Origin of the sequence: Brevundimonas bullata, assembly GCF_003350205.1 — a bacterium.
Classification (GTDB): domain Bacteria; phylum Pseudomonadota; class Alphaproteobacteria; order Caulobacterales; family Caulobacteraceae; genus Brevundimonas; species Brevundimonas bullata.
On record NZ_QLLC01000013.1, the window covers coordinates 76,492 to 103,424 of the forward strand.

The window sequence follows — 26,933 nt, forward strand, 5'->3', positions numbered from 1 at the left end:
TCAATCCTTTGGAGGAACACCATGCGTAAACTCGTTCTCGCCGCCGCTTCCATCGTCGCCGTCGCCGGTCTGGCCGCCTGCGGTGAAAGCGCCGCCGACAAGGCCGCTGAACAAAAGGCTGACGCCCTGGAGGCCCAGGCCGCCGCGACCCCGAACGAAGCCCAGGAACAGGCTCTGAACGCCGAAGCCGACCGCATCGAGCAACAGGCCGGCAATGCCGACGGCGGCATGACCACCTCGAACACGCCGAACACCTCGCCGAGCACGCCCGCCAACTAAGGCGGCCTGATCCGAACCGACGAGGCCCCCGCCGCGAAAGCAGCGGGGGCTTTTTCATGGAAGTTTCAGACGCGCTTCGGCGGCCAGGGGATGAAGGCGCTGGTGCGCTTTACATAGTCGGCGTAGCCGGGCCGCGACTTGTGAATGGCCTTTTCGGTCAGGCCGATGCCGGACCAGCGCGTCAGCGTGAAAGTCAGGAACAGCGGCCCCGCGATCGACCACAGGCCCGGCCCCGTCTCGGCCGCGATCAGATACAGACCCCACCAGACGCAGGCGTCCCCGAAATAGTTGGGATGGCGGGTGTAGCGCCACAGGCCGGTGTCCAGCACCTGACCCTTGCGCGCCGGATCATTGCGGAAGGCCGTCAGCTGGGCGTCGCCCACCGCCTCGAACACGATGCCGATCAGCGCCAGCGCCGCGCCGATCCAGCCGATCACGCCCACAGCAGGCTGGGCCGCGACCTGGCCCAACTGCACCGGCAGAGCGGTCAGCCAGGCCAGGACGCCCTGGGGCAGGAAGACCATCAGCAGAGCCGTCCGCGAGAAGCCCCAGCCCTTTTTACGCTCCTGCGCCTGGAGGATGGCGACGTAGCGCCCGTCCGCGCCATGCGCCCGCCAGCGCCGCAGCAGGTGCCAGGCCAGGCGCAGCGCCCAGATCCCGCACAACCCCACCAGAAGGGCCGACCGCGTGGGGTCGCCCTCAGCCCGCGGCCAGGTCGCCAGAGCCAGCATCAACATGCCCAGGGGCCAGACCCCGTCGATAAAACTGACATCCCCCAGCCGCACGGCCACACGCCACAGCGCCGTCATGACCACCAGGATCAGGACCAGATTGAGGAACAGAAGCAGGGCGATCTCGGACAGGGTCATGGCTCAGATACGTCCTTCAGCGCCGTGCGGATGACAGGGGCTCAGTCGATGCAGAGGGTGGCTTGGGCCTTGCCGTCCTTGACGGTGGTGCGGCAGCCGAAACGGTTGCTGTCGGCCTGACAGACGCCGGTCGCGGCGGCCCCGGCGGCGATGCCGCTGTTGCCCGCGATCTCGCAGTCGCCTTCGCATTGCGAGGCGTCGGTGCAGCGCTTGCCGGCGTCGGCGTACTTGACCACGCACTGCCAGGTCTGGGCGCGACCGACCTGCTGCATCTGGCCGCCGCGCGCGGTGCAGGCGCTGGAGGAGATGGTCATCTGCGGCGGTTCGGGGGCCTCGGCGGTTGGGACCACGGGCTCAGGCGCAGGCGCGGGCGTCGGCGAGCAGGCGGCGAGTCCCAGACCCGCAGCGAAGAGAAGAGCTTTCAGCTTCATCCGACATTTCCTTTTTCGAAGCCGGTCCAGCAGTCGTCGTAGTCGAGCTGCATCAGCGGTGTCTGTTCGGCCCAGGCCGTGGTGCGGATCGGCATCCGCGTCTCGAACATGAAGGCCAGGGTGTTCTCGATCTTGTGCGGTTTCAGCTCGGCCTTCGTGGCGCCGTTCCAGCTGGCCTGATCGGGGCCGTGGCCGCTCATGCGGTTGTGCAGGCTCGCGCCGCCGGGGGCGAAGCCGCCCGCCTTGGCGTCGTACTCGCCGAAGATCAGCCCCATGAACTCGCTCATGACGTTGCGGTGGAACCAGGGCGGGCGGAAGGTGTCCTCGGCCACCATCCAGCGCGGCGGGAAGATGACGAAGTCGCAGTTGGCCGTGCCGGGCGTGTCGCTGGGCGAGGTCAGGACGGTGAAGATCGACGGATCGGGGTGGTCGTAAGAGACGGTGCCGATGGTGTTGAACCGCGCCGTGTCATAGCGATAGGGGGCGTAGTTGCCGTGCCAGCCGACCACGTCCAGCGGGCTGTGGCCAAAGGTCGTGGCCCACAGCAGGCCGCCGTATTTCTGCACGCACTGGGTCGGGCGGTCGACGTCCTCGAACCAGGCGACGGGGGTCTCGAAGTCGCGCGGATTGGCCAGGCCGTTGGAGCCGATGGGGCCGAGATCCGGCAGGCGGAACGGGCTGCCGTAATTCTCGCAGACATAGCCGCGAATCTGAGAACCGGCGGGGCCGTCGACCTCGACGCGGAAGCGGACGCCGCGCGGGATGACGACGATGTGGCCGGGCGCCGCCTCGATCACGCCCATCTCGGTGACGAAGCGGTGGCTCCCCTGCTGCGGCACGATCAGCAGCTCGCCGTCGGCGGAGTAGAAGACCCGATCCGTCATCGAGCGGTTGGCGACGTAGAGGTGGATGCCCACGCCCGTCCCAGAGTCCGCGTCGCCATTGCCGCCATAGGTGGTCAGGCCCTCGACCCAGTCGGTCGGCTGATCCGGCATGGTCAGCGGGTCCCAGCGCATCCGGTTGGGATTGGGCGGGGTCTCGGTGAAGGGGCCGGAACGCACGCGGCCCTGATCGAACGGCTGATACGGCCCGTGCTGGGCCGAGGGCCGCAGACGATAGAGCCAGCTGCGCAGGTTGTGGTCGCGCGGGGCGGTGAAGGCCGCGCCCGACAACTGTTCGGCATAGAGGCCCAGGGCCGGGCGCTGCGGCGAGTTACGGCCGACCGGCAGGGCGCCTTCGACGGCCTCGGTGGCGAAATGATTGGCGAAGCCGGTCTGATAGGCGGGCGCGTTGGATCGCGTCATGTGGTGTCTCCCTTGCGGAAGGTTTAGCGGGGGAAGCGCCCGTCGTCATCCTTCTCCCCTTGAGGAACCGTTGCATTACGGCCCAGCTGTTAGCTTGGGGCGGTGAGGCGGGGCCGCATGCGGGTGAGATGGGGCTGTTCCGGGTCGGCTCGGCGGGTTTGGGGCGGATTCCGGGCTTGATCAGGCGGGTTGCAGGGCGGCCCAGCGGCGCAGGTTGAAGGCCATGGCGACCATCAACATCTGGCCGGACGCCTTGGTCAGGCCGATGTAGCGGATGCCGCTCAGGCCCATACGGCGCTTCCAGGTGGCGAAGGTGGTCTCGACGGCGGCGCGCCGGCGAGCGATCAGACGGTTGAGCCGGGCCAGACGCGGCGGCAGCGTCGGGTGATGTTTGTTGGGCCGTCGCATCAGGCGCGGCTTGACGCCCTGGACCTTGAGCGCGGCCTGCCGGGCGTGGGTGTGATAGGCGGCGTCGCCCAGCACGGCCTTCTCGTCGCCCCGGATCAGGGCGTCGGCCGGGACGGTGTCGTTGACGTTGGCCGGGGTGGTCAGGATCGACCGGATCAGGCCCGAGCCCTGATCGACGCCGACGTGGGCCTTGTAGCCGTGGGTCGAACCCGGCTTGCCCGAGCGGCGGGCGTAGGCGGCGTCGGGATCGACCCTGGCCTCGCCGGGGCCGCGCCGTCCGGCGGCCTGCGTCTCGATCAGGGTGGCGTCCAGCATCGTGCCCTGCTTCAGGACCAGGCCCGCCCCCTCCAGCTGATCGTCCAGCTCTGCGAACAGACGCTCCAGCAGCCGATCCCGCACCAGCCGGTTACGGAACCGGCACAGGGTCGTGTGGTCGGGAACCTCGTCCTCCAGGCTCAGCCCGACGAACCGCCCGAACGCCAGGCTGTCGCCCAGCCGGAACTCCAGCTCGGCGTCCGACAGCCCGTACCAGGCCTGAAGAAGCAGGGCCTTGAACAACAGCAGAGGCCGATAGCCGGGGCGGCCCGGCCCCGCCTCGCGAAGCCCCGCCAGCGTCCGCTCGAACCCCGCCCAATCGACCAGAACCGACACACGCTCCAGAGCCGCGCTGCCGCTACGCCGCGCCAGCCCAACCTCGCCAAATCCCAACTGACCCGTCCGCTTCACCGACATCGCAATCTCCCCGTCAGGGACAGGGAATCACGATCCGCGAATAATGCAACGGTTCCTCAAGGGGAGAAGGGATTTAAAACCCCTGAGCGCGCGCCAGGCGTTCGGCGTGGAAGCCGGCGTCGCCGAGCAGTTCGTTGAGGACGCGAACGCGCTTCATGAACAGGCCCACGTCGAACTCGTCGGTCATGCCGACGCCCCCGTGCATCTGGACCGCCTCCTGCACTGCCAGTTCGGCGACGCGGCCGGCCTTGGCCTTAGCGACGCCCGCCGCTTGCTCGGCGTCGGGACGGCCCGCGTCGATGGCTTGCAGGGCGGCCAGCGTCGCGGCCTTGGCCAGTTCCAGCTCGGTGAACAGGTGGGCGGCGCGGTGTTGCAGGGCCTGGAACTCGCCGATCAGTTTGCCGAACTGCTTGCGGGTGCGCAGGTATTCCAGCGTCACCTTGAAGGCCTGATCGCCCGCCCCGACCAGAGAGGCTGCGGCGCAGGCTCGGCCCAGCACAAGCGCGGCGTCCAGCGGCCCCTGCCCCGCACCCACGGCGCCGATGACGGCGTCGGCGTCCACCATCACGTCGGTCAGGGTGACGCGCGCGGCGTTGTGGGCGTCGACCATGATGGTGCGCTCGACCGCGACGCCGGGGGTCTGCGGGTCAATCAGGAAGAGGGTCAGGCCTTCATCCGTCTGCGCGGCGACGATCACGGCGTCGGCGATGTGGCCGTCGATCACGAAGCCCTTGGCGCCGTTCAGCTTGAAGCCGTTGCCGGCGCGTTCGGCGCGTGTGGCGATCTTTGCGGGCGCGTGCTTGGGGCCTTCATCCACGGCGAGGCTGAGGATGGCCTCGCCCGCCGCGATCTTGCCCAGCCAGGCCTTCTGCGCCTCCGATCCCGCCGCCTTCAGCACGGTCGCGGCCAGCACCGAGGAGCCCATGAAGGGCGAGGGCGTCAGGGTGCGGCCCAGGCTCTCGGCGATGACGCCCGCCTCGACCGCACCGAGGCCGGAACCCCCATTGTCTTCGGGAATGACGACGCCGGCGAAACCCATTTCGCCAAAGGCCCGCCAAAGGTCCCGCGAGACGCCGTCGGGGTCGCGGCTGTCGCGCAGTTTCCGCAGGTGAGCGATGGGGGCGTGTTCGTTCAGGAAGCCGTCGGCGGCGTCCTGAAGCATTGTCTGCTCTTCGGTCAGGATCAGGGGCATCAGAGCAATTCTCCGAAGCCCTCCCCCTCGAGGGGGGAGGGTTGGGTGGGGGTGAAGGCAGACGGGTTCCGATCAGGCATCGGCGGCGCCGCCTCTCGTGTTTCAAAAGTCAGGATAGCGGGCGCACCCCCATCCCCGGCCCTTCCCCCCTCGAGGGGGAAGGGAGAAGAAGGCGCGGTCATCCTCACGCCCCCGGCAGTTGCAGCAGGTGTTTGGCGATGATGTTCAGCTGGATTTCGCTGGTGCCGCCTTCGATGGAGTTGGCCTTGGTGCGCAGCCAGTCGCGGGCGACGGCGCCGTCCTTTGAGCGTTCGCCCTCCCATTCCAGAGCGTCCGAGCCGCCCGCCGCCATGCTCAGTTCGTGGCGGCGCTTGTTCAGTTCAGAGCCATAGTATTTCAGCATGGAGGCGATGGCCGGGTGCGCCTGTTTGGCCTTCACCTGATCCCCCACCCGCTCCATCGCCAGACGGAAGGCGGCGGCGTCGATGTCGTAGTCGGCGATGCGGGCGCGCAAGGACGGCTCGTCCAGCCGACCGGCCTCGTCCACGCCCAGGGCATCCGTCGCGATCTGTCCCAGGGGGCGGCCGACGCCGACATCGCCCATGGCGCCGATCATGGTCCGCTCGTGCGCCAACAGGGCCTTGGCCACGTCCCAGCCGCGGTTCAGGGTCCCGATCAGGTTTTCCTTCTCGACCCGCACGTCGTCGAAGAAGGTCTCGCAGAAGGGCGACTTGCCGGAAATGAGCGTGATGGGGCGGGTGCTGACGCCCGGCGTGGCCATGTCGAACAGGACGAAGCTGATGCCCAGGTGCTTGGGCGCCTCGGGGTCGGTGCGGACCAGGCAGAAGATCCAGTCGGCCTGATCGGCGTAGGAGGTCCAGACCTTCTGGCCGTTGACGATCCAGTGGTCGCCGCGATCCTCCGCCCGCGTCTGGATCGAGGCCAGGTCGGAGCCGGAGCCGGGCTCGGAATAGCCCTGACACCAGCGGATTTCACCGCGCACGATGGGCGGCAGGAAGCGTTGCTTCTGCTCCTCGGTTCCGAACGCCAGCAGGGCCGGGCCCAGCATCCAGATGCCGAAGCTGGCCAGGGGCATCTGGGCCTGGATGCGGCGCATCTCCGAGGCCAGCACCTTGGCCTCCTCGCGGGACAGGCCGCCGCCGCCATAGGCGCTCGGCCATTCCGGCGCGGTCCAGCCGCGCGCCGCCATGCGCTCCATCCACAGCTTGTGGGCGGGCGTCTTGAACACGGCGTTACGGCCGCCCCAGACATAGTCCTCGTCGCCGTCGCGCGGCCCGCGCACCTCGGGCGGGCAGTTGGCCTCCAGCCAGGCGCGCGTTTCGGCGCGGAACGTCTCCAGATCGGTCATGTCACCCTCCCCTGGGGTCTTTGTTGAAGGGAGGCTAGCCGGTCTTTTTTGAAAACGGAATGGAAGACTCTCCCTCCCCTTATGGGGAGGGTGGTTGAGGCGAAGCCGAGGCCGGGTGGGGGCGCTTGGCTATTTCAAGCGCATCGCACGTTCACCTAGCCCTCCCCACCCGGTCGCTGCGCGACCACCCTCCCCATGAAGGGGAGGGAGAGGCGTCGTGTTACTTCTTCGAGGGCAGGAAGGGCGAGAAGGTGATGACGGTGAAGGTGTCGCGGATGTGCGGGCGGGTCTGCACCTGCTTGGTCACAAAGGTGCCGATATCGGCGTCTTTCGGCAGCTGAAACTTGGCCAGCAGGTCGTGCTGACCCGAGGTCGAGTAAACTTCCGACACGTTTTCAACATTGTCGACCAGATCGGCGGCGACATCGTTGGCGTAGCCCAACTCGCATTTGATGAAGACGAAAATGGCGGTCATCATGGTCGGAACCTCCCGTTCAAGCGGAGGTGCATAGCGGATGGAAACGGCATGGGTAAGGCTCCGGCGACACTGACGGCCCCTCCAGTCGATTACGAGGCGGCGTACAACAATCGGGAACGGGTGCCGGGACACCCGGAAATCCTGAAACGATGGCGAGAGGATTCGGCCCGCGTCATCGACGCGCGAAGGCCGGAAACCGTCGAATACGGCCCCGGCGAGCGTCAGAAGATGGAGTGGTTCGACGCCGGTTCGGGCGCGCCGACCGCCATCTTCATGCACGGCGGCTACTGGCAGGCCCTGGACCGGGCCTGGTTCGCCTGGGTGGCGCCGGCCCTTCTGGAGCACGGGATCAGCGTGGTCATCCCCGGCTATGACCTGGCCCCGGCGGTCAAGGTCGGCGCCATCATCGGTCAGATGCGCCGCGCGACCGAACTGGTGCGCGACCGCACCGGCAAGCGGCCTCTGGTGTTCGGCCATTCGGTCGGCGGGCATATGGCGGCGGCCATGCTGTCCGAGGGGCGGGCGCGGGCGGCGCTGGCGATCTCGGGCTTGTTCGACATCGAGCCGCTGATCCACACCTCGCTGAACCAGGCCCTGGGGCTGGACGCGGTCACGGCGCGCGCGTTGTCGCCCATCCACTGGCCCGCGCCGAACGGCGGAGCGCCGGGCGGGCGGGCGCTGGACTGCTGGGTCGGCGGGGCGGAGAGCAACGAGTTCATCCGCCAGAGCCGCAGCATGGCCGCCGAGTGGGGCGGCAAGGGCGCAGACACCCATGTCGAGGTGCTGGACGGGCTGGATCACTTCACCATCCTGGACCCGCTGGCCGACAAGGACAGTGGCATGGTCAGGCGGCTGGTGACGCTCGCGACCGCCGAATAGGCGCCGCTTACCAGGATTGATCGGCGCTCCCTTGACGGGGGCGCCGTGAACCGCCGATCTGCGGGCCTGATAAGCCTGAAGGAGACCCCATGCGACACGATCGTCTCAGCGTGCTGACCGCCCTCGAAAGCCAGGGCGTGGTCCCGGTCTTCTATCACGCCGACCCGGAGGTCTGCGCCGAGGTGATCCGCGCCTGCGCCCGCGGCGGGGCCAAGGCTGTCGAGTTCACCAACCGCGGCGACTTCGCCTGGGAAACCTTCACCGCCCTGTCGAAGCAGTTCGCCCAGACCGATCCCGACATCATCATGGGCGTCGGCTCGATCCTGGATGCGCCGACGGCGGCGCTTTACCTGGCCTCGGGCGCGCGCTTCGTCATCAGCCCCTGCCTGGTTCCCGAGGTGGCCCAGGTCTGCAACCGCCGTCAGGTCGCCTATTCCCCGGGCTGCGGCTCGGTGCGCGACATTTCAGAAGCGCAGGCTCTGGGCTGCGAGATCGTCAAGCTCTTCCCCGGCGCCTCGGTCGGCGGCCCGGACTTCGTCAAGGCGGTGCTGGGGCCCATGCCCTGGACCAAGATCATGCCGACCGGCGGCGTCGATCCCGACGAGGCCTCCATCGCCAAATGGTTCGGATCGGGCATCGTGGCGGCGGGCATGGGGTCCAAGCTGATCACCGACGCGGCGATCCAGGCGAAGGACTGGGCCGGCATCGAGGCCAAGGTGCGCCAGACGGTCGAGGCGATTGCGGCGTTCCGGGCAAAGAAGTAACGCCTCTCCCTCCCCGTTCGGGGAGGGTGGTCGCGCAGCGACCGGGTGGGGAGGGCGCGGCGATACGGACGCAGCGATTGATTTGCCTGGCCGCCCCCACCCGTCTGCCGCTTCGCGTCAGCCACCCTCCCCCAAGTGGGAGGGAGAAACTGCGCTCAAGCAGCGAGCCGCCGCGCGGCGAGCGATAGCGCCCCAAAGAAAAAGGCCCCGCCGGTTCGCCCGGCGGGGCCTTCTCTTATTCAGAACCTAGAGGCTCAAGCGGCTTCGGCGGCGGCCTTGGCCAGCTTGGCCTGGTGGGCGGCCATGCCGGCGGCGATCAGTTCGGCGGCTTCGCCGGCGTCGCCCCAACCGTGGACCGTGACCGACTTGCCCTTCTCCAGATCCTTGTAGCGGGTGAAGAAGTGCTCGATCTGCTCGATCAGGATGGCGGGCAGCTGACGATAGCTGGAAACCTCGGTGTAGTAGGGGTTCAGCTTGTCGACCGGCACGGCCAGGATCTTTTCGTCGCCGCCGGCTTCGTCGACCATCTTCAGCACGCCGATGGGACGCGAGCGGATGACGCAGCCCGGCACGACCGGGGTCGGGTTCAGCACGATGACGTCGCAGGGATCGCCGTCGTCCGACAGGGTGTGCGGCACGAAGCCGTAGTTGCCCGGATAGTACATGGCGGTGTGCAGGAAGCGATCGACGAACAGGGCTCCGGATTCCTTGTCCATCTCGTACTTCACCGGCAGGCCGCCTTGCGGGATCTCGATGATGACGTTGATGTCCCACGGCGCATTCGGGCCGACCGGAATGGCTTCGATGTTCATGTTACGCTCTTGTTGCAGGTGCGAACGGGGAGTTTGGGGCGCGTGATAAGCTTTGCGTCGCCGAACAGCAAGCTTCAGGGCGGGCTTTCTGCGGCGTTCGCCCTTGCTCCCTAGGCCCGACTGAAGGCATCAACAGGGCATGACCCTGTTCGACTGGATCGCCCTCTTCCTCTTCTTCATCGCCTGGCTCGGCTACGGCCCGATCCTGGGGGTGATCGCCCGGCGCAGCGGCTCGCTGAACGACGACATGCTGATCGTCCGCGACAGCTGGATGACGGCCATGACCCATCGCGAAATTCGGCTGATCGACAGCCAGTTGATGGGGCATTCGATCAACTCGGCCTCTTTCTTCGCCTCGACCAACCTGCTGCTGATCGCCGCCGTGGCCGGCATCCTGTTCGGGGGCGAGAACGCGCTGCGTGGCTTTGCGGCTGTGGGCGCCGAGGCGGTGCCGGTGAAGATACTGGAGGCCAAGCTGGCCCTGGTCCTGGTCTGCCTGGCGCGCGGCTTCCTCGACTTCATCTGGTCGCTGCGACAGATGAACTACGCCCTGGCCCTGATCGGCGCCGCGCCCGAGATTCATTCAGAGACCGACAAGGTCGCCTATGGTCACGCCGTGGCCCGGGTGCTGAACCCGGCCCTGGGCGGGTTCAGCCAGGGGGTGCGCGGCTACTACTTCGCCCTGGCGGCGGCGGCCTGGCTGTTCGGACCGATGTGGCTGGCGCTGGGGGTGATCTCGGCCTTCGGACTGCTGGTCTGGCGTCAGGCCGGCTCCCCGGCGGCGCGGGCCGTACGTGCAGCTCGACGGCTGCTGGAACGCAGCTAAGCCTGACTTTAGCCATATTGCAGCCGCGAACGATTTGTGCGGATCGCGCGCCCGGCGACGGGTAACAATGAAACGGATTTTCGTAACAGCCTGTGATCGCACAAGGATAATCGGCGCTTGAAATTTTGTGCGCTGCAACCTAACTTGGCTTTCGACGCCTCCGGGCGTCATGCCCTTCCTGGGCGTTTCCTCCCTATAGACTTTTATGCCGCGCCTCCGGGCGCGGCTTTTTTTTGATCCGCAGGCGCGATCAGGCGGCGAAGTCCTCGCCCAGCGCCGCGATCACCCGGTTCAGCCCCGACTGACAGCGGCCCCAGCCGGCCGAGGGCGCATTCGCCGTCTCGTCCCAGTAGAGCCGTCGGTTCAGTTCGATCTGGACGGCCTCGAAGCCCTCGTCAGGCCGCCCCCAGATTTGCGTGGCGTATCCGCCTGCATAGGGTCGGTTCAGCGCCACGCGCCAGCCCAGAGCCTCGAACAGCGCCCGCAGACGCCGCGTCAGCCCCACCGCGCAACTGGTCCCGTAGCGATCGCCCAGCACCACGTCCGGCCCGTTCGGACCCGTGGCGCGCGCCGGCATGGAATGCCAGTCGATCAGAACCGCCCGGCCCCGGCCCTCCCGCGCCGTCTGCATCCGTTCGGCCAGGGCCGCATGATAGGGCGCATGGACCCGCGCGATTCGCCGCCTCGCCTCCCCCAGCGTCAGGCGGCGGCCATAGAGCGGCGTCCCGTCCCCCGCCAGACGCGGCACGACGCCGTAACCGGCCAGGGTTTTCAACCCCGGCGGCGGCCCGTCGGGACAGTCGACGATCAGCACCGGGTCCAGGTCCTCCGGCGCCCGGTTCAGATCGACATAGGCCCGACCGATCAGCCCGGCGATCAGCACCGCCCCCGCCGCCCCGCTGGCCGCCAGCAGACGGTCCACGGCCGCGTCCTCAGCGCTGCGCAACGACCTCTGGGACAAGCCCTCGGCCGCGCCCATGTCTTCAGGATAGAGCGTCCCCGAATGGGGCGAGGCGAACACCAGCGGCGTCGCCCGCCCGGACAGCGCGGGGGTGATGCTGAAGGTCGCGTCGGTCGGCGTAGGGCTCATGGCTTGGCCATAGCCTGATTTATCCCCGACTTCGCCCCTCTACGCACTCGCCCCCACGGTGATTTTCACTGCGAGTTTACAGATGAGGGCCTAGGTTCCGCGTTGATATTCCAAGGACCTGATCCCCACATGGCGCGTATTCTGCTGGCCGAAGACGACGGCTCGCTTCGAGGTTTCCTGACCCGTGCGCTGGAGCGCGCCGGTCACGCCGTGGTGGATTGTGAGAACGGCGACGACGCCATCGACGCCCTGGAACAGGGTCCCTATGATCTGCTGCTGACCGACATCGTCATGCCGGGCGCCGACGGGATCGAGGTCGCCCGCGTCGCCGCCGTGCGCCAGCCGGGCATCCGCATCATGTTCATCACGGGCTTCGCCGCCGTCGCCTTGTCAGCCGCTCAAGCCACGCCTCAGGCCAAGGTTCTGTCCAAACCCGTCCACCTGCGCGACCTAGTGAACGAGGTCGAACGGATGATCGCCGCCTAACGGAAAAATACGAAAAAAGAAGGCGCAAGCCTCTTGCGGCGGCCGCGATCTGCGGGTTATAGACGCCGCCTTGCCGCGCACCGACGCATCAGTCGGAGCCAAGCAAACCCGGCGGACGCGTAGCTCAGCGGGAGAGCACCTCGTTGACATCGAGGGGGTCACAGGTTCAATCCCTGTCGTGTCCACCATCTTCTTCTTGGAATCATCACGCTAGACGACCAGCCCTCGCGGAATCGACCGCGCTGGGCACACGGCGTTTCAACGCCGATCCGCGCGCGGCGCAGAGCCCCAGTCTTGATCTGGCCCTCGGCCCTAGAAGATCACCGGCACCCGCAGCACGAAGCGCATATCGGGCGCATCCTCGGTGACGCCGAACTCGAAATTACCGTTCAGCGAGAAACGATTGGTCACGCGATAGGACAGGCCGAAGGTCAGCGCGCCGACCTGCAGACTCTTGGATTTTTCGGTGACGTCATTCAACTCGGTCGAGGTCGGGCGGATATAGTTGTGCTTGTAACCGAGCGAATAGGAGAAGCGCGGGTTCAGGGCGAAGGCGAAGCCGATGCCCATGCCGATGGAATCCCCCGGATCGACGCGCCCGATCAGGATATCCCCCTCGGTCTTGTCGATGTCCTTGGGCAGGTGAGCAAAATAGCTCAGATTGGCGAAGATGACCGCAGGGTCGCTGGGATAGAGCATGCTGATGCTCGGCTCGACGCCCCAGAAGCCTGATCCGGTCGCCAGACGCGTCGCCACGCCGAACTCGTCGCGAGGGATGTCGAACGGGCCTTCACCCGTATCGCTCTTGGCCCGCAGGCCCACCACGAAGATCGGACGCCCCTTTTCGCCGCCATTGAGCTGATAACGGACGCCCGCCTCGACATCGCCGATGCCCGCGCCCTTCAGATCAATGGTGCGCGACACAGCCTCGTCGCGCTGCTGCACCGTGGTGACGGTGTCGCTGCGCTTCAGGTAGGGAATGCGCGCGTCCACCTCGAGCCGGTCCGTGATGCCGTAGCGCCCGGCGATCGTGGCGCCGAGCGTGTCACGATCCGCCTCGCTGGCCTCGATCACGCCTATCTGCAGCCCCGGCACGATCTCGACGCCCCGGAACACCAGTCGGTTGGCGGAAGAGCGCGTATATTCGGCTGAGATGTCAAAGCTCGCCCGCCCCGCCGGGCTGAGCACCGCCACCTCTTCGGGAACCGCGGCCAATTGCAGACGACGCTCGTTCAAGGACGGCGGCGGCGGCGCCTGGATCGGCGACCGCGCACCGGGGTCCTGACCCGCGCGCCACGCCTCCAGACCCTCGGCGCCCAGCACCGTCGCGCCCGGCAGGGCGACAGGGGCGCCGACGCCGCCCTGCTCTAGCGCCGTCGTTTCGGTGAAACGATCCGCCACGCGCCAACGGTCGTCGATCCGGCGCGACTGCGCCTCCAGCAACTCTGTCTGCCGCGCCAGCAAGGCTTCCTGTTCGTTCAAACGACGGCTCTGCTCGGCCACCAGAGCCTCCAGCCGCGCCAGACGCGCGGCGGGGTCCTCATCCTGGGCCCACGCGATCCCCTCAGGGGCGCAGACGAAGACGATGGCAAGAGAAGACACGCTCAACAGATGAATGGCTTTTCGAAAATACACACCAGCCTCCCTTGCCGACAGCGAGAAGACAAACACGCGCAACCACCATGCGCATTGCTTATTGATAAGAAAAGGAACTCAAATTTCGCCTGAAATTGTCATTCCATCACTTCATGGACAGGATACCGCGCCTGATAATCGCAAATGAATTTCAGCCGGGCGACATCAAGCAAGGCGATCCACCCACGTTTCACCTCGATCAGGCCCTCTCTCTTCATGTGCTGAAGCGTGCGATTGAGATGAACAATGCTCAGGCCCAGCGCGTCCGACAGCACCTCCTGCGTCAGCGGCATGGGGAAGCGCTCGCCCTCGGCAAGGCCGGCGATCCGGCAGCGCTGGCGCCACTCCAGCAGGAAATGCGCCGTGCGTTCGTGCGCGGATTGCCGCCCCAGCCGCACCACATGGTCGAGCAGGCAGGCCTCCTCGTAGCGACGGACGGCGGCCAAGGCGTTCTGAAGCCCGGCGTGACGTCCATCCTGAACCGCCAGAATCTCACGCAGCATCAAGGCGTCCACGCATTCAACGCGCGTCACCGCAACCGTCGAAACCTCGTCCAGGGGCCTGGGTTTGAGGCCGATGCCGATCGTGTCCCCCGCCATCAGAAACCCGAAAATCTGACGCCGTCCGTCAGGCAGGGACTGCTGCCGGCAAGCCCAACCGCTGACGATCAGACGCGCCGGCGCCGGCTCCCCCTCGCGGGCGAACTCGGCGCCGGCGGGGATGGACTCACGATAGAGGCAGAGCTTGCGGATCAGGCCGCGCTCATCCTCGGTCAGGGTGGCGATGGCGCCCAGCACCCTCAGAGCCGCGACATCGGCAGGGGGGCGCAAGGGTCGACGCAAGGCGGCGCGCGCAGACGGCGTCGCGCGTAAGCCGTGACGCACGGGCTCTGGATAGCCCGCGTAGGGAACGCCCATATGCATTGTCACCCCTCCCCGGGCCCGAACGCATTTCGTTAACGAAAGGTAAAACTACCGCGAGTCGAATCCAGTTCCAGATCAGCTCGCATCAAGACAAATCCTCATCTTCCGAACCATGAACAGAGCTAGCTCGCCTTCAGCGCCCATAGCCCTGGATACTGCCCCAATCGAGATCTTGACCGATCTGAGCGCCCAGCCGGTCCAACGAATAGTCCCTCTGCATGGCCTCAAAATTGGGCAGAGTCAGCATCACCTGCATATCCTGCCGGATGTCTCGACCATTGGCCGCATTGAGCACCATATTCTGCAACTGGCCGTTCAGGACGTTGTGAACCAGGGCCGTCGAACCGTTCTCGTCCGTCAGCACCAGGCCGTTGGCGCCGGCCGGCAGTCCCGTTAGATCCAGGCCGCCGAACTGCCCCGGGATCAAGGTCGTCCAGCCCGGCAGGTCGCCCGTCACCTGCTCGGTGATCGGCCCGGTCGGCGTCCAGGTCAGCCGCGTTTCCAGCGCCAGAGCCCCGTCGACATAGGTGCGTACGATGGCCCCGAAGTCGAAGACCACGCCGCCCGCCGTCAGATACCCCCCGCGCATATCCGCCAGTTCTGCGTCGGTCATCGGGACCCATGCGGAAGAGACAGGCGTCGAGGGCTCAAGCGCCGCTTGGGCGAGCGCCGGTTGCGCCAGCAGCAGGGCGGCGAAACAGACACTCAGCTCGAATATTCGAATACGAAACATCGTCATCACCGCAGATAGGGATCTAGCGAGAAGGTCGTCGTGATCTGGTAGAGAGGCGGCAGCTCACGCGTCAGCTCAGCCAGAGAATCCGTGGGCAAGGCGCGATCCATCGGCGCCTTGGCGAATGGACGCCAATCGTCAGCCAGGTTGTAGTGATCAGCGGAATCCCGGATCAGGAAGGCGATCCCGTTCCACATCGACGTAAATTCTTCGCGGCTGTAGGTCTTCAATCCCAGCGCCGGATCACCGACCAGAACGCGACCGTCCGCCATGCCCTTCAGCACCACGAAGTGCCGATAGCCCTGCTGATTGATCACGACGATGGCCGGCGCCCCCGCCTCCTCCAGCGCATCCAGACTCATGCGGAAACCATCGGACTCGAAACCGTGGTTCTGGAGGTAGCGCTTCATATCCAGCAGTGAAAAACCGACGCGCTCGATGGCCTCGCGATTTCCATTTTCGTACATGTAGAGAAAGACTTCGCGCTCGGCGACGTCCCGCCCGTAATGGTAGCGCAGCAGGGTCGCCAGGGCGGCCGAGCCGCAGCTGTAGTCGTATTCCTGACGAACCACCGTCCTGAAGGGAATGTCACGGTAGCTGATGACCTGAACCGAGTAGTTGCCGCCGCCCTGACTGAAGGCGACCTGAGCCGCCGCCGGCGCGGCAAGACCGACCACCGTAAGAACGGCGGCCGCAGCAAGCCCAGTAAGGCCGGACACCTTCACGGTGACACGACAATGATGCTGAGCGACCCTTGCAGATTGTTGTTGTGGCCGCTGTTGACGACAAAGTTGCCGATGCCGGAGAAACCGGCGAAGGCGCCCTCGGTCAGATTGATATTGCCCGAGCCGACCGTGCCGGCGTGGATGCTGTTGCCCGAGTTGGTCGCGGTCAGGTTCTGGTTGACGCCCGCATGGACGACCACCCCTTGCCAGCCGCTTTCATGCTCCAACTCATCAGCGCTCAGCGCGACCGGAGCTGGCGAGGCGGGCGACGGAACCGGAACAGGGACCGCCGTAACGATAGCCGACGCGGCCGCATCAGGCGTCGAGACACCCGGCGCGGTCTGAGCGACAGCGGCACAGGCGAACAAAAGTGCAGGCGCGCCGATAAAGACGCTCGTCAGATATCGCAACATGGCTGCAGCCTCCCTGAACCAGACGAGAACAAAGCCGGCCAGGCGTGACGCCTGGCCGGCCCCGATCCTTGCGTCAGCCGCCGTTGCCGAAGGTGACGTTGGCGTTGGCGCTGATCGCCGTCGCCGCCTGGTTCGTCGACGCGAAGCCCGTATTGTAGGTCGCGGTCTGGATGCCGGCGAAGCCTGCGAAGGCGCCGCCCGAGTTGCTGATGTCGCCGGTCCTCAGCGAACCGCCGTCGTCGTCACGATGGCCGCCGCCGCCGATATCGAACTCGAAGCCGCTCACGCTCGCTTCAAGATGCTGAAGCGACATGGCGACCCGCATATTGGTCGTGGAATTATCCGAGTTGTCGTTGTTCGAGTCATTCGTCGAAGAATCGCTATTGTACGAGTCTTCGATTTTTGAGTTGTCGTTATAGGAGTCATCGACATCGGTCTCAGACTTCCACTCACGGTTATCGTTATTGGAATCTTCGATCTTCGAATTATCGTTGTTCGAATCTTCGATCTTTGAATTGTCGTTATACGAGTCATCAACATCGACTTCGGATTTATTTTCCCGATTGTCGTTGAACGAGTCATCGTAATCGACTGACGAGTTATCGTTGTACGAGTCTTCGACATTGGTGCCCGCACCACTGCCAGGGCCGCCTCCGCCGCCGCCGCCGGGGCTGGTCAGGGCGGCTGCAGGCAGGACGCCCAAGGCCAGAACGGCTGTCAGCGCAAAGGCCGAAGTCATGAGTTTTCTAGTCACGATGAACCCTCCGATAGCTTGGTTAAAGGAAGGCCCCTCGGCCTCCGACACCACAAATCAGAGACACAGGAGGACGTTCCCTGGCCCTCCCAAGGCTCAAAACCGGCCGAAACGACCCAGAAACGGGCGAAAATCTGCTCAGACTGATCATTTGTTTTTTTATTGAACAGGTCGCCCGTTCTTCATCCATGAAATGAGCACACGGACGGGACGATAAAACGTTTATTTTCAAGCACAGTCACAGGATCGTGAACGTATTCATTCCATGTGAACACCGCTAACAACAACGACTAGACAGTAGAATTCCCCAAACAAGAGAACCTTTGCAATTACGGATGCATCTAGATGAGAGGATGCGCGTTGGGCATCTTGTGATCGCCCCGCTGGGGGGCCTGACCAACCATATATGTTTGGCGCCGCATAAGGCTTGCGGTCTGGAGGGGACTTTCAAGGTGAACGCCATCGATCCCATATCGGGCCCGGCCATCTGGCTGACGCTCTTCGCCATCGCACAGCTGCTGTACGGCCTCACCTTCCTGGTGGACCTGTACCTGTTTACGCGCCCGGTGAATCTGGTGAGCTCGGCCACCGCGCCGCCCGACGATGAAACGCCGCGAATTCTGCTGCTCTATCCCGTGCTTCACGAGATGGAGGAGACGATGCGCACGACCTTCACGGCCCTGTCCCGGCTGGACTATCCCAAGGACCGCTGGAGCGTCACCGCCATCCCGAACGCCGACGACCACGCCACGATCGCCAGCCTGGAACGCCTGCAGACCGAGTTCGACTTCCTGACCATCACGAAGATCCCGCCGACCAGCCATGCGTCGTGGGACATCGTCTGGAAGGACTGGGACCAGAACCCCCATGCCTATTGGTGGCGAGAGGGCAAGTTCGCCCACGACCGCAACCTGCCGCCCAAGAAGACGCGACAGCTGATCTACGCCCTCTATCACGCCCTGGAAGACGCTCCTCAGGGCGAAGACTTCCTGATCGACTATATTGACGCCGACAGCTGCCCCCCGCGGGATCACTTCCGCGCCGGCGCGGCGGGAATGCTGACCCACGACGTCATTCAGGCGGAAAACGTCGCCGGCAACCTCAACGCCAGTCTTGCGGCCAGCTGGCACGCCTTCGACCACATGGCCTGGGACGGTCGCAAATACCGGCACCTGACCGCCGACGGCAAACACCCCTACTGGATTCTGGGCAAGGGCGTCTTCTTCCGCGCCCGCGACCTGCAGAGGCTCGGCGGCTTCCATCCCTGGATGGCGATCGAGGACCCCGAGGTGGGGATGCGGTTCTGGGCCGCCGGCAAGAAACTGGCCGTCGTCGAGGCGCCCCTGATCGAAGAAGTGCCCCTGACCTTCGGGCGCGGCATCACGCAACGGAAACGGTGGGTCTGCGGCTTCCTTCAAAGCCTCAGCCTGCCGCTGACCGAACTCAAGTTTTCAATGAGCCAGACCATGAAGGCCTGGATGAATTTCCTGCCGTGCGCCTCGCTATGGGTCAACACCCTGGGCTTCCCCACCGGGATATGGGCCCTGACCTATGGGGCGAACAACGCGGCCATACCGCCCTGGCTGTTCTGGCTGTCGCTGATCAATATCACCGCCTTCGTGCTCACGATGATCGGTCTCTATATCAGCACGTGGCGCCGCACCGCCCTGGTCCTGACCCGCACCTCGGACCGCCTTTACTACATGCTGAAGATCAACCCGCTCTTCCTGATGATCTGGTGGGTCGTCTGGCTGATCCCGATCTGGCTGGGCTTCTGGATGTACATGCGCAGCGGCGGCCTGGTGTGGGAGCGGACGGAGAAGATCAACGCCAACGAGGCGCTGATCCGATCCGAACGAACCCCCGCCGTCAGCGGCTCGTAAGCGTCGATGGACCCTTGGCGCCGGAAACGGCCTGCTGAATCGTCCAGTAGACCGGCTTCGGCTCCAGGGCGCCGTCGTAGGGAAGGCCGCGATTCATGCCCGTCGGATTGGCCGATGGATGCATGGGCTGCTTCTGCAACCAGGAATGGCGATCGCTCAGTCCCCAGGTGGTCAATCCCGTCACCGAGGGCTGGTCCAGAGCAATGTCCAGATAGGCTTGAACATGGTCAGCCACCTTCCGATCGCGTTCGGCCACGTCGCCCCGGCGACCGTCTTCCTTCACATCCAGTTCGGTGATGGCGATGCTCAGGCCCAGGTCGGCGATCCGCGTAAAGAAGGGCGCCAGAATCTCGCGCTTCAACGGCCCCTTGCTGAGGTCCAGATGCGCCTGAACCCCCACCCCGTCCAGCGGCGCCCCGCTGGTCTTCAACTGTTCCAGAAGCCTGAGAAAGGCCGCGCGACGCTGATGCTCGACCGGATTGTCATAGTCAAAGCCGTAGTCGTTGAGGACCAGGCGCGCGTTGGGCGCATGGGCCCGCGCTTCGTGGAGGGCGCGCTCGATATAGGTTGGGCCATAGGCTTTCTGAAACACCGTGGCGCGCAGGCCGTCGGGGGCCTCGCTGTCGATCGGCTCGTTGACCACGTCCCATTCGCTGACAGCATCGCCATACCGGCCCAGGACCGCCTGGAAATAGTCGGCGACGATCTTCCAGTCGCCCGGCGTGCGTTCCAGTCGCGCCTTCGCCCAGGCCGGCGTGCTCTGATCCCAGAGCAGCGTATGGCCGCGCACCTCAAGACCGTGGCGACGCGCAAAGGCGACCAGACCATCCGCCGGACCCGTGCGCCAGTCGCCCGGCCCCGGCTGCAAGGCGTCCCACTTCATGTCGATTTCGGGCGTCAGAGAGGCGCAGTCGCGCAGCACCGCCTCCGCCAATCGGGCATCCGCCTCGATCTGATCGATCCGAACCGCAGCCCCCAGATAGGGTCCAGGGCGTCGGTTTTTCGTCGCATCCATCCCGCCGGGCGCGTCGCTCAAACGCGCGGCGCCCATAAGAAGGGGCGCGACGAATACGCCGCCCAGAAAGCTTCGACGTGTCGTAAAGAGACGCATCGACCAGATCCATCATTAATATTGAAGCCAAACTGCCGAACCAAGCTTAATGAGTGGTGCACGGGCTTCAGCATTCACCACACAAACCAGGTCACTCTGTTCATTTGATGTCATTTGATAAGGCGGAACCGCGACTCACGACAAAGCGTTCTGCTTACGGCCAAGCTTAATGGGAGGAATACAGCCTATGTCCGTCGCACTGCGTCACAGCCGGCCGAAACTCATGCTTGCCATGACCCTGATCAGTTGCTGCCTGGCCGGGCCGGCCCTGGCCCAGGACGAACCTGTCGTCTTTGGCGGCGGCTTCATCGCCGATGATCATTTCGCCTATGCCGGCGCCCTGATCCCCCTGCCCGGCGCGCAGCCCGATCAGGGCTGGGCCGTTCGGCCCGTCGCCTCGGCCGGCGCCTATGACTACAGACGCAACAGCGCGGACATCGAGGCGGACTTTATCAATCTCGAGCTGTCGCTGGTGAACCGTCGCTCGGGCGACTGGGGCTATCTGAACCTGGCCGCCGGCGCGCGCTACTCCAACACCGACTTGTCTCGGCCTGACCCGCAAAACCGCAGGGAGGGCGGCCAGTGGGACGGCATGGTCTCAATCGACGGCGCCCGATACGCCGGAGCCTGGCGCGTGGGCGGCTACGCCTCCTACGCCTTCAGCATCGAGGACTACTATATCCGCGGCGAAGCCACCCGCGCCGTCAGACCCAATGGACTGCGCCTGGGCCTGGAAACCATCATCGAGGGCGACCCCAGCTATGACCGGCAATCCCTGGGCGCCCTCGTGGCCTTCCAGCCCATGACAGGGACCGAGGTGCGCGTGTCCGTGGGCGGTCGCAAAGGCGATGACGACACCGAGCCCTATCTGGCGATCGGCCTCAGCCGAAGCTTCTAAGGCCCGCTCGCCTCTGACTGTTTCAGCCAGAGGCGAGCGCCTTCTATTCAAACCGAGATCGACGCCGGAGCCTCGCGGCGGGCCGGTCAGGCCGTCAGGGCCACGACGTCCGCCAGCGTCTTGACCGATCGCGAACGGGCCTGGACGTCGAACCAGTCGATGGTGGCGTTCAGCCCCTGGGTCAGCGACGTCGTCGGACGCCAGTCCAGCACGGCCGCCGCCTTGGAGATATCGGGCCGACGCCGCTTGGGATCATCGGTCGGCAAGGGGCGATAGATCACCTCGGACGACGATCCCGTCAGCTCCAGAACCACATCGACCAGTTCGCGCACCGTCAGTTCGATGGGATTGCCCAGGTTGATCGGTCCCGGTTGCGGCCCGTCATGCTCCATCAGCGCCATCAAGCCGCCGACCAGGTCGTCGACATAGCAGAAGGAACGGGTCTGGCTGCCGTCGCCGAAGACCGTGATGTCGGCCTGCGACAGGGCCTGACTGACCAGGTTGGACACCACCCGGCCGTCCTCGGCCGACAGGCGCGGGCCATAGGTGTTGAAGATGCGCGCCACGCGCACCTCGCCGCGCCCCGCGCGGTCGAAATCGAAACTCAACGTCTCGGCGCAGCGCTTGCCTTCATCGTAACAGGCGCGCGGCCCCGTTGGGTTGACGTTGCCCCAATAGGTCTCGGGCTGCGGATGGACATGGGGGTCGCCATAGACCTCGCTGGTCGAGCTGAGCAGGAAGCGTGCGTCCTTTTCCTGCGCCAGATCCAGCAGATGCTTGGTGCCCAGCACGCTGGTCATCAGCGTGTGCTCGGGGTTGGCCTGGTACAGGGGCGGCGACGCCGCGCAGGCCAGATTATAGATTCGGTCGAACCGCCGCCGCGTCACCGCCGCCGGCAAGGGACTGACGACATCGGCCTGGACGAATTCGAAGTGAGGATGGCCCAGCGCGCCCTCCAGATTGCCCAGACCGCCCGTCAGCAGATTGTCGAGGCAGACCACCCGCGCCCCCTCGGCCAGAAGCCGATCGCACAGATGCGACCCCAGGAAGCCCGCACCGCCGGCGACCAGGACGTGCTGATTGCGAATTCTGGACGTCATGGGCACTTCACACGCTCCGCGAAAATGGACAGCGCGACCGCCCATCATGTCATCGACGACGGGGGTCACAGGACCAGCCCCCGCATCTCGAGTTCCTGCCGCGCCTCGACGACACGGTCCTCGGCCTCCTGGCGCGCCACCCATTCGGCAAGCTCCGCCAACCCCTCCGAAAAGTCCTGGCGGGCTGCATAGCCCAAAACGGTTCGCGCCTTGGTCAAATCCGGAATATTGTGACGAATATCTCCGGCGCGGGCCTGTTGGGTGATCAGGGGCTCCAGATCGGCCCGCCCCATAGACGCGGCCTGAAGGCGCGCCACCTGCTCTACGGAGCGATCCTCGCCAGAGCCGATGTTGAACGCCTCGCCGTTCGCCGCCGGAGAGTCCAGGGCCAGCAGGAAGGCCCGCGCGACATCCGAGACATGGACGAAGTCCCGCCTCTGCCGTCCGTCCTCGAACACCATCGGCGGATGACCGTTGGCGATACGGGAGGCGAAGATCGCCAGCACGCCGGTATAGGGGTTCGACAGCGCCTGGCCCGGCCCGTAGATGTTCCACAGACGAAGCGCCACCGCCTCCATGCCGTACTGAGCCGTCAGCGTCAGCGTCAGCAGTTCCTGAACATATTTGTTGATCGCATAGACGCTCTTTAGCGTCGGCGTCTTGGTTTCCGGCGTCGGGACAGGGATCAAGGCCCGGCCCTGGGCGTCCATCGGGTCCCATGATCCGTCGGCGTTGCGACGCCCGCGCACGACATCCTGCATCAGATCGCCGTCGACCGTCCGATAGAGACCTTCGCCATAGATGCTCATGGACGAGGCGACGACCACTCTCTGCACCGGATGGTCGATCAGCTGCTGGAACAGGACGGCGGTGCCGTAATCATTGACCGAGGTGTAGCGGTCCACCGCATACATGCTCTGGCCCACGCCGACTTCCGCCGCCAGGTGAACCACCTTGTCGACCCCCGCCACCGCCCGGCGAACCATGGTCTCGTCGCGAATATCGCCGACCAGAAGCTCGACCTCAGGGTCCAGGTCCGGGGGGCGAACGCCTCTGGGATGGACTTGCTCGATCAAGGCGTCCAGCGCGCGAACCCTGTGGCCCTGGGCCAACAAGGCGCTGGCGACATGTCGGCCCACGAATCCGGCGCCGCCGGTAATAAGAACAGTGTCACCCATCTCTATTCCCAGCGTCAGCTATAGATGAAAATGATGGATACGCTGGCGCCCGGCGTCACAGGGATCTTCTCGTTCTCAGAACAAGAACGCCCCATGTCGACGCTACATTCAAAGATATGTCTTTGACCGCTCATGACCGCCCACTCCCATCCCGGACACAGCCCAAACTCCATGGCGGCAACGTCGATTTGCGGAGAACAGTTCCGGCATAGTTAATCGACAATTAACAATTTACGTTTGAGAAAATCAAAAGATAAGACAATCGCGATTTCTGTGACGAAATCAGCAACCGGACCTGTCATCTTCGCCCGCAACTTGCGAACGATACTTATGATGCAAGGGGACGGTCGCAGGGGTCGCGCGCCCAGCCCCGCGCTCTGCGGCGCTGTCGCCCACACGCTGATCGCCGTTTCCGTAGCGTTCCCGCCCGGCGGATGCTAAGCGCGCCAGACCATGACGACGCCCCCTATCGAACGCATCCGTAATTTCTCTGTGGTCGCCCATATCGACCACGGCAAGTCCACGCTGTCAGACCGGCTGATCCAGCACACCGGCGGGCTGACCGCACGGGAAATGTCGGAACAGGTTCTTGATAATATGGACATCGAGAAGGAGCGCGGGATCACCATCAAGGCGCAGACCGTGCGCCTGAACTACAAGGCCAAGGACGGGCTGGAGTATGTTCTGAACCTGATGGACACGCCGGGGCACGTCGACTTCGCCTATGAGGTGTCGCGCAGCCTGGCCGCGTGCGAGGGCTCGATCCTGGTGGTCGATGCGTCGCAGGGGGTCGAGGCGCAGACCCTGGCCAATGTCTATCAGGCGATCGACAACAACCACGAGATCGTCCCGGTCCTGAACAAGATCGACCTGCCCGCCGCCGAGCCTGAGCGCGTGCGCACCCAGATCGAGGACGTGATCGGCATCGACGCCTCGGACGCCGTCCTGTGCTCGGCCAAGTCGGGCATCGGCATCGAGGACGTGCTGGAAGCCATCGTCGCGCGTCTGCCGGCGCCCAAGGGCGACGTCGACGCCCCGCTGAAGGCCATGCTGGTCGACGCCTGGTACGACCCCTACCTGGGCGTGGTCCTGCTGGTGCGGGTCTTCGACGGCGTGCTGAAGACCGGGATGCGGGTCAAGATGATGCAGCACGGCACGACCCACCTGGTCGACCGCGTCGGCGTCTTCCTGCCCAAGAACACCCCGGTGGACCAGCTGGGCCCCGGCGAGGTCGGCTTCATCACCGCCCAGATCAAGGAAGTGGCCCACGCCGCCGTCGGCGACACCATCACCGACGAGAAGAAGCCGACCACCGAACCGCTGAAGGGCTTCAAGGAAGTCCAGTCCGTGGTCTTCTGCGGCCTGTTCCCGGTCGACGCCGCCGACTTCGAGGACCTGCGCGCCGCCATCGGCAAGCTGCGCCTGAATGACGCCAGCTTCACCTTCGAGATGGAATCCAGCGCAGCGCTCGGCTTCGGCTTCCGCTGCGGCTTCCTGGGCCTGCTGCACCTGGAGATCATCCAGGAGCGCCTGAGCCGCGAGTTCAACCTGGACCTGATCGCGACGGCCCCCTCGGTCGTCTACAAGATCGGCCTGCGCGACGGGCGCGAGATCGACCTGCACAACCCGGCCGACCTGCCCGACGTGATGCAGATCGAGACCATCAGCGAGCCGTGGATCAAGGCCACCATCCTGACCCCCGACGAATACCTGGGCGGCGTCATCAAGCTGTGTCAGGACCGCCGCGGCACCCAGGTCGAGCTGTCCTACGTCGGCAGCCGCGCCCTGGTGGTCTATGAGCTGCCGCTGAACGAAGTCGTCTTCGACTTCTACGACCGCCTGAAGTCGATCTCGAAGGGTTATGCCTCGTTCGACTACGAGATCACCGACTACAAGGTCGGCGACCTGGTCAAGATGAGCATCCTGGTCAACGCCGAGCCGGTCGACGCCCTGTCGATGCTGGTCCACCGCGCCCGCGCCGAAACGCGCGGCCGCGGCATGGTCGAGAAGATGAAGGAGCTGATCCCGCCCCACATGTTCGTCATCCCGATCCAGGCGGCCATCGGCGGCAAGATCATCGCCCGCGAAACCGTCCGCGCCCTGCGCAAGGACGTGACCAGCAAGTGCTACGGCGGCGACGCCACCCGCAAGAAGAAGCTGCTGGAGAAGCAGAAGGCCGGCAAGAAGCGTATGCGCCAGTTCGGCAAGGTCGAAATCCCGCAGGAAGCGTTTATTGCGGCCCTGAAGATGGATGAGGATTGAGGAAGCTCGACCCCCACGGTCCTGACCCAGTGTTTCAGACCAACGGAAGGCCATCTTCGTCCACGGCTGCTTCGACATCCTGATCGCAAGCTGGCGTGAACGCGCAAATCAAGACAACCTACCGTAGGTAGGAGATTGCTGATGGATCAAGCGCGCTGGGTTCAAACCGTTAATCGAGTGATGAAGCGGGACTGGTGCATCAACACGATGGACGCCGGGTTGAGCGATGCTGATCTAGCTCGGTATTGGCGCGACGGTGACGAGCCGGCGGCCTTCGTTGCGTGGTTCGCGGAGAAGCATGACCTGATCCGATTTGACCACAATCCATTTCGGCCGGGCCGCGCCTGACGCACGATGCCGAACTACTGGTGGGTCAATCACAAGCAGACGCTACGTCAGGAGATTGACGGCCAGTACCTATGGTCGCCAAAGACCGAGCGGAACGGCGCACGCAGCCAATTCTACGATAATATGCGCCGCGCCTCACCCGGCGATGTGGTTATGTCCTATGCGAACGGGCAGGTCGCCTGGGTGGGTCGGGTCGCGGAGTTCGCCTTTACAGCGCCCAAGCCGGCGGAGTTCGGCAACGTCGGGTCCTATTGGGATCATGAGGGTTGGTTGTTGCCTGTATACTGGACACCGCTATCGCCGCCCGTGCGACCCAAGGCGATGATCCAGCGTCTGGGACCGTTACTGCCTCAAAAGTACTCGCCGATCAGCGCACTTACAGGCAACGGCAATCAGAAGGCCTATCTAGCAAGCGTACCCTCAGAGGTCTTTGACATGGTGGTGGCGGAGGCCGTGTTTAGTGCCGATGTGCTGGCGCGGGGCGGTGGGAATAGCCTGACTTTCGATGCCGTGACGGAAATGCTGGACGACGCCATCCAGAAGGGGCTCGAGGTCGATGCCACGTTAGACAGCACGATCAAAGAGACCGTGATCCAAGCGCGGCGAGGTCAAGGCGCGTTCCGCAAGAACGTTGAGGCGCGCGAACGCGCGTGTCGACTGACCGGAATCACCAACCCTGCCCTACTGATCGCCAGCCACATTAAGCCTTGGCGGGTGTGCAGAACCGCGGCGGAGCGGCTGGATGGCGCGAACGGCCTGTTGCTGACGCCAGATGCGGATCACCTATTTGATCGAGGTTTCATCAGTTTTGGCGATGATGGAGACGTGCTGGTGTCGCCGCGCGTGCCTGACGACGATCTACGTAGGCTCGGCTTCGAAAATTTGATGCGGCAACGCTCAGGAATGAGCGAGTCAGCGGCGATCTGGCGTATGGACGCGTTCGGCGCGGCGCATAGTAAATATCTAGGATATCATCGAACTCAGGTGTTTATCGCCTAGGCTCAGGACCCATTGAATTGCGGCGTGCGATCTGATTCAGGCTCCTGAGGAG

28 protein-coding genes and 1 tRNA gene are annotated in these 26,933 nt (G+C 65.0%); 11 read left to right on the forward strand and 18 right to left on the reverse strand.

The genetic code is table 11. The features are described from left to right. The first annotated feature begins 21 nt into the window (after positions 1-21). A complete protein-coding gene (locus DXK21_RS08255) occupies positions 22-279 on the forward strand; it encodes a hypothetical protein (protein ID WP_114817306.1) in 258 nt (85 codons plus the stop codon). Between the two features lie 65 nt (positions 280-344). On the opposite strand, the gene DXK21_RS08260 is transcribed toward DXK21_RS08255, so the two are convergent. The 7 genes from DXK21_RS08260 to DXK21_RS08290 form a co-directional block, all read right to left on the reverse strand. Further along, positions 345-1,148, reverse strand: a complete 804-nt coding sequence (locus tag DXK21_RS08260) for a DUF1295 domain-containing protein (RefSeq protein WP_114817307.1) — start codon at positions 1,146-1,148, stop codon at positions 345-347. Positions 1,149-1,189: 41 nt separating this feature from the next. Then, positions 1,190-1,579, reverse strand: a complete 390-nt coding sequence (locus DXK21_RS08265) for a hypothetical protein (RefSeq protein ID WP_114817308.1) — start codon at positions 1,577-1,579, stop codon at positions 1,190-1,192. Then, the gene (hmgA, locus tag DXK21_RS08270) at positions 1,576-2,883 is read right to left on the reverse strand and encodes a homogentisate 1,2-dioxygenase (RefSeq protein ID WP_114817309.1); all 1,308 of its coding nucleotides are present in this window, start codon (positions 2,881-2,883) and stop codon (positions 1,576-1,578) included. Before hmgA ends, DXK21_RS08265 begins: the two co-directional genes overlap by 4 nt. Positions 2,884-3,063: 180 nt before the next feature. After that, the gene (locus tag DXK21_RS08275) at positions 3,064-4,023 is read right to left on the reverse strand and encodes an IS5 family transposase (RefSeq protein WP_114817310.1); all 960 of its coding nucleotides are present in this window, start codon (positions 4,021-4,023) and stop codon (positions 3,064-3,066) included. A gap of 73 nt (positions 4,024-4,096) precedes the next feature. Continuing rightward, complete coding sequence (locus DXK21_RS08280) at positions 4,097-5,215, reverse strand: acyl-CoA dehydrogenase family protein (protein ID WP_114817311.1); 1,119 nt, start codon at positions 5,213-5,215, stop codon at positions 4,097-4,099. 184 nt (positions 5,216-5,399) lie between these two features. Then, positions 5,400-6,584, reverse strand: coding sequence for an acyl-CoA dehydrogenase family protein (locus tag DXK21_RS08285; protein ID WP_114817312.1), 1,185 nt, complete (start codon positions 6,582-6,584; stop codon positions 5,400-5,402). A 220-nt stretch (positions 6,585-6,804) separates the two neighbouring features. Then, positions 6,805-7,062 carry an Lrp/AsnC ligand binding domain-containing protein gene (locus tag DXK21_RS08290; RefSeq protein WP_040347054.1) on the reverse strand — a complete coding sequence of 86 codons (258 nt, stop codon included), beginning with the start codon at positions 7,060-7,062 and terminating at the stop codon, positions 6,805-6,807. 48 nt (positions 7,063-7,110) lie between these two features. Between DXK21_RS08290 and DXK21_RS08295 the strand changes: the two genes are divergently transcribed. Both DXK21_RS08295 and DXK21_RS08300 read left to right on the forward strand, forming a co-directional pair. Next, the gene (locus tag DXK21_RS08295; RefSeq protein WP_114817313.1) at positions 7,111-7,941 is read left to right on the forward strand and encodes an alpha/beta hydrolase; all 831 of its coding nucleotides are present in this window, start codon (positions 7,111-7,113) and stop codon (positions 7,939-7,941) included. Positions 7,942-8,030: 89 nt separating this feature from the next. Then, positions 8,031-8,705, forward strand: coding sequence for a bifunctional 4-hydroxy-2-oxoglutarate aldolase/2-dehydro-3-deoxy-phosphogluconate aldolase (locus DXK21_RS08300; RefSeq protein WP_114817314.1), 675 nt, complete (start codon positions 8,031-8,033; stop codon positions 8,703-8,705). Positions 8,706-8,959: 254 nt separating this feature from the next. Here the strand turns inward: DXK21_RS08300 and ppa are convergent, their stop codons facing one another. Beyond that, positions 8,960-9,517: an inorganic diphosphatase gene (gene ppa, locus DXK21_RS08305; protein ID WP_114817315.1), complete on the reverse strand. Its 558-nt coding sequence runs from the start codon at positions 9,515-9,517 to the stop codon at positions 8,960-8,962. Positions 9,518-9,656: 139 nt separating this feature from the next. Between ppa and DXK21_RS08310 the strand changes: the two genes are divergently transcribed. After that, a complete protein-coding gene (locus DXK21_RS08310; protein WP_114817316.1) occupies positions 9,657-10,343 on the forward strand; it encodes a DUF599 domain-containing protein in 687 nt (228 codons plus the stop codon). A gap of 250 nt (positions 10,344-10,593) precedes the next feature. On the opposite strand, the gene DXK21_RS08315 is transcribed toward DXK21_RS08310, so the two are convergent. Then, positions 10,594-11,433, reverse strand: coding sequence for an N-formylglutamate amidohydrolase (locus DXK21_RS08315; RefSeq protein WP_114817317.1), 840 nt, complete (start codon positions 11,431-11,433; stop codon positions 10,594-10,596). A gap of 129 nt (positions 11,434-11,562) precedes the next feature. Here DXK21_RS08315 and cpdR point away from each other — a divergent pair, with 129 nt between their 5' ends. Together cpdR and DXK21_RS08325 are read left to right on the forward strand one after the other, a co-directional pair. After that, positions 11,563-11,919, forward strand: coding sequence for a cell cycle two-component system response regulator CpdR (gene cpdR, locus DXK21_RS08320; protein ID WP_105562479.1), 357 nt, complete (start codon positions 11,563-11,565; stop codon positions 11,917-11,919). 113 nt (positions 11,920-12,032) lie between these two features. Further along, a tRNA-Val gene (locus tag DXK21_RS08325) sits at positions 12,033-12,107 on the forward strand. Positions 12,108-12,231: 124 nt separating this feature from the next. Here the strand turns inward: DXK21_RS08325 and DXK21_RS08330 are convergent. The 6 genes from DXK21_RS08330 to DXK21_RS08350 form a co-directional block, all read right to left on the reverse strand. Beyond that, positions 12,232-13,521 (reverse strand): transporter, encoded by a 1,290-nt coding sequence (locus DXK21_RS08330; protein WP_245945150.1) that lies wholly within the window; start codon positions 13,519-13,521, stop codon positions 12,232-12,234. A 131-nt stretch (positions 13,522-13,652) separates the two neighbouring features. Next, positions 13,653-14,477 carry a Crp/Fnr family transcriptional regulator gene (locus DXK21_RS08335; protein ID WP_114817319.1) on the reverse strand — a complete coding sequence of 275 codons (825 nt, stop codon included), beginning with the start codon at positions 14,475-14,477 and terminating at the stop codon, positions 13,653-13,655. Positions 14,478-14,610: 133 nt separating this feature from the next. Then, positions 14,611-15,210 carry a hypothetical protein gene (locus DXK21_RS08340; RefSeq protein ID WP_162790600.1) on the reverse strand — a complete coding sequence of 200 codons (600 nt, stop codon included), beginning with the start codon at positions 15,208-15,210 and terminating at the stop codon, positions 14,611-14,613. A gap of 5 nt (positions 15,211-15,215) precedes the next feature. After that, positions 15,216-15,929 carry a C39 family peptidase gene (locus tag DXK21_RS08345; protein ID WP_162790601.1) on the reverse strand — a complete coding sequence of 238 codons (714 nt, stop codon included), beginning with the start codon at positions 15,927-15,929 and terminating at the stop codon, positions 15,216-15,218. Between the two features lie 2 nt (positions 15,930-15,931). Continuing rightward, complete coding sequence (locus DXK21_RS16490; protein WP_162790602.1) at positions 15,932-16,348, reverse strand: hypothetical protein; 417 nt, start codon at positions 16,346-16,348, stop codon at positions 15,932-15,934. Between the two features lie 73 nt (positions 16,349-16,421). After that, positions 16,422-17,102 carry a hypothetical protein gene (locus DXK21_RS08350; RefSeq protein WP_162790603.1) on the reverse strand — a complete coding sequence of 227 codons (681 nt, stop codon included), beginning with the start codon at positions 17,100-17,102 and terminating at the stop codon, positions 16,422-16,424. Positions 17,103-17,554: 452 nt separating this feature from the next. Between DXK21_RS08350 and DXK21_RS08355 the strand changes: the two genes are divergently transcribed. Further along, positions 17,555-18,985, forward strand: a complete 1,431-nt coding sequence (locus tag DXK21_RS08355) for a glycosyltransferase family 2 protein (RefSeq protein ID WP_245945151.1) — start codon at positions 17,555-17,557, stop codon at positions 18,983-18,985. Here DXK21_RS08355 and DXK21_RS08360 read toward each other — a convergent pair. Further along, positions 18,972-20,021: an endo-1,4-beta-xylanase gene (locus DXK21_RS08360; protein WP_162790604.1), complete on the reverse strand. Its 1,050-nt coding sequence runs from the start codon at positions 20,019-20,021 to the stop codon at positions 18,972-18,974. The two genes, DXK21_RS08355 and DXK21_RS08360, sit on opposite strands and share 14 nt — an antisense overlap. A 262-nt stretch (positions 20,022-20,283) precedes the next feature. Between DXK21_RS08360 and bcsS the strand changes: the two genes are divergently transcribed. Continuing rightward, the gene (gene bcsS, locus DXK21_RS08365) at positions 20,284-20,994 is read left to right on the forward strand and encodes a cellulose biosynthesis protein BcsS (RefSeq protein ID WP_162790605.1); all 711 of its coding nucleotides are present in this window, start codon (positions 20,284-20,286) and stop codon (positions 20,992-20,994) included. Between the two features lie 86 nt (positions 20,995-21,080). On the opposite strand, the gene DXK21_RS08370 is transcribed toward bcsS, so the two are convergent. Both DXK21_RS08370 and DXK21_RS08375 read right to left on the reverse strand, forming a co-directional pair. Then, positions 21,081-22,094 carry a UDP-glucuronic acid decarboxylase family protein gene (locus DXK21_RS08370; protein WP_114817326.1) on the reverse strand — a complete coding sequence of 338 codons (1,014 nt, stop codon included), beginning with the start codon at positions 22,092-22,094 and terminating at the stop codon, positions 21,081-21,083. A gap of 65 nt (positions 22,095-22,159) precedes the next feature. Continuing rightward, on the reverse strand, positions 22,160-23,272 hold the full coding sequence (locus DXK21_RS08375) for an NAD-dependent epimerase/dehydratase family protein (RefSeq protein WP_114817327.1): 1,113 nt from the start codon (positions 23,270-23,272) through the stop codon (positions 22,160-22,162). Between the two features lie 453 nt (positions 23,273-23,725). Between DXK21_RS08375 and lepA the strand changes: the two genes are divergently transcribed. The 3 genes from lepA to DXK21_RS08385 all read left to right on the forward strand — a co-directional run bounded on the left by lepA (position 23,726) and on the right by DXK21_RS08385 (position 26,881). Next, positions 23,726-25,534, forward strand: a complete 1,809-nt coding sequence (lepA, locus tag DXK21_RS08380) for a translation elongation factor 4 (RefSeq protein ID WP_114817328.1) — start codon at positions 23,726-23,728, stop codon at positions 25,532-25,534. Between the two features lie 141 nt (positions 25,535-25,675). Continuing rightward, positions 25,676-25,882, forward strand: a complete 207-nt coding sequence (locus DXK21_RS16495) for a hypothetical protein (RefSeq protein WP_162790606.1) — start codon at positions 25,676-25,678, stop codon at positions 25,880-25,882. Between the two features lie 6 nt (positions 25,883-25,888). Then, positions 25,889-26,881 carry an HNH endonuclease gene (locus DXK21_RS08385; RefSeq protein WP_114817329.1) on the forward strand — a complete coding sequence of 331 codons (993 nt, stop codon included), beginning with the start codon at positions 25,889-25,891 and terminating at the stop codon, positions 26,879-26,881. Positions 26,882-26,933: the final 52 nt, after the last annotated feature.

Coding starts and splice junctions, on each gene's coding strand:
- bcsS (WP_162790605.1), top strand. CDS start 20,284: ATGTCCGTCGCACTGCGTCACAGCCGGCCGAAACTCATGCTTGCCATG.
- DXK21_RS08335 (WP_114817319.1), bottom strand. CDS start 14,477: ATGCATATGGGCGTTCCCTACGCGGGCTATCCAGAGCCCGTGCGTCAC.
- DXK21_RS08370 (WP_114817326.1), bottom strand. CDS start 22,094: ATGACGTCCAGAATTCGCAATCAGCACGTCCTGGTCGCCGGCGGTGCG.
- DXK21_RS08340 (WP_162790600.1), bottom strand. CDS start 15,210: ATGTTTCGTATTCGAATATTCGAGCTGAGTGTCTGTTTCGCCGCCCTG.
- DXK21_RS08310 (WP_114817316.1), top strand. CDS start 9,657: ATGACCCTGTTCGACTGGATCGCCCTCTTCCTCTTCTTCATCGCCTGG.
- DXK21_RS16490 (WP_162790602.1), bottom strand. CDS start 16,348: ATGTTGCGATATCTGACGAGCGTCTTTATCGGCGCGCCTGCACTTTTG.
- DXK21_RS08315 (WP_114817317.1), bottom strand. CDS start 11,433: ATGAGCCCTACGCCGACCGACGCGACCTTCAGCATCACCCCCGCGCTG.
- DXK21_RS08260 (WP_114817307.1), bottom strand. CDS start 1,148: ATGACCCTGTCCGAGATCGCCCTGCTTCTGTTCCTCAATCTGGTCCTG.
- DXK21_RS08295 (WP_114817313.1), top strand. CDS start 7,111: ATGGGTAAGGCTCCGGCGACACTGACGGCCCCTCCAGTCGATTACGAG.
- ppa (WP_114817315.1), bottom strand. CDS start 9,517: ATGAACATCGAAGCCATTCCGGTCGGCCCGAATGCGCCGTGGGACATC.
- DXK21_RS08255 (WP_114817306.1), top strand. CDS start 22: ATGCGTAAACTCGTTCTCGCCGCCGCTTCCATCGTCGCCGTCGCCGGT.
- DXK21_RS16495 (WP_162790606.1), top strand. CDS start 25,676: ATGGATCAAGCGCGCTGGGTTCAAACCGTTAATCGAGTGATGAAGCGG.
- DXK21_RS08275 (WP_114817310.1), bottom strand. CDS start 4,023: ATGTCGGTGAAGCGGACGGGTCAGTTGGGATTTGGCGAGGTTGGGCTG.
- DXK21_RS08290 (WP_040347054.1), bottom strand. CDS start 7,062: ATGATGACCGCCATTTTCGTCTTCATCAAATGCGAGTTGGGCTACGCC.
- DXK21_RS08385 (WP_114817329.1), top strand. CDS start 25,889: ATGCCGAACTACTGGTGGGTCAATCACAAGCAGACGCTACGTCAGGAG.
- DXK21_RS08375 (WP_114817327.1), bottom strand. CDS start 23,272: ATGGGTGACACTGTTCTTATTACCGGCGGCGCCGGATTCGTGGGCCGA.
- DXK21_RS08285 (WP_114817312.1), bottom strand. CDS start 6,584: ATGACCGATCTGGAGACGTTCCGCGCCGAAACGCGCGCCTGGCTGGAG.
- lepA (WP_114817328.1), top strand. CDS start 23,726: ATGACGACGCCCCCTATCGAACGCATCCGTAATTTCTCTGTGGTCGCC.
- cpdR (WP_105562479.1), top strand. CDS start 11,563: ATGGCGCGTATTCTGCTGGCCGAAGACGACGGCTCGCTTCGAGGTTTC.
- DXK21_RS08265 (WP_114817308.1), bottom strand. CDS start 1,579: ATGAAGCTGAAAGCTCTTCTCTTCGCTGCGGGTCTGGGACTCGCCGCC.
- DXK21_RS08280 (WP_114817311.1), bottom strand. CDS start 5,215: ATGCCCCTGATCCTGACCGAAGAGCAGACAATGCTTCAGGACGCCGCC.
- hmgA (WP_114817309.1), bottom strand. CDS start 2,883: ATGACGCGATCCAACGCGCCCGCCTATCAGACCGGCTTCGCCAATCAT.
- DXK21_RS08300 (WP_114817314.1), top strand. CDS start 8,031: ATGCGACACGATCGTCTCAGCGTGCTGACCGCCCTCGAAAGCCAGGGC.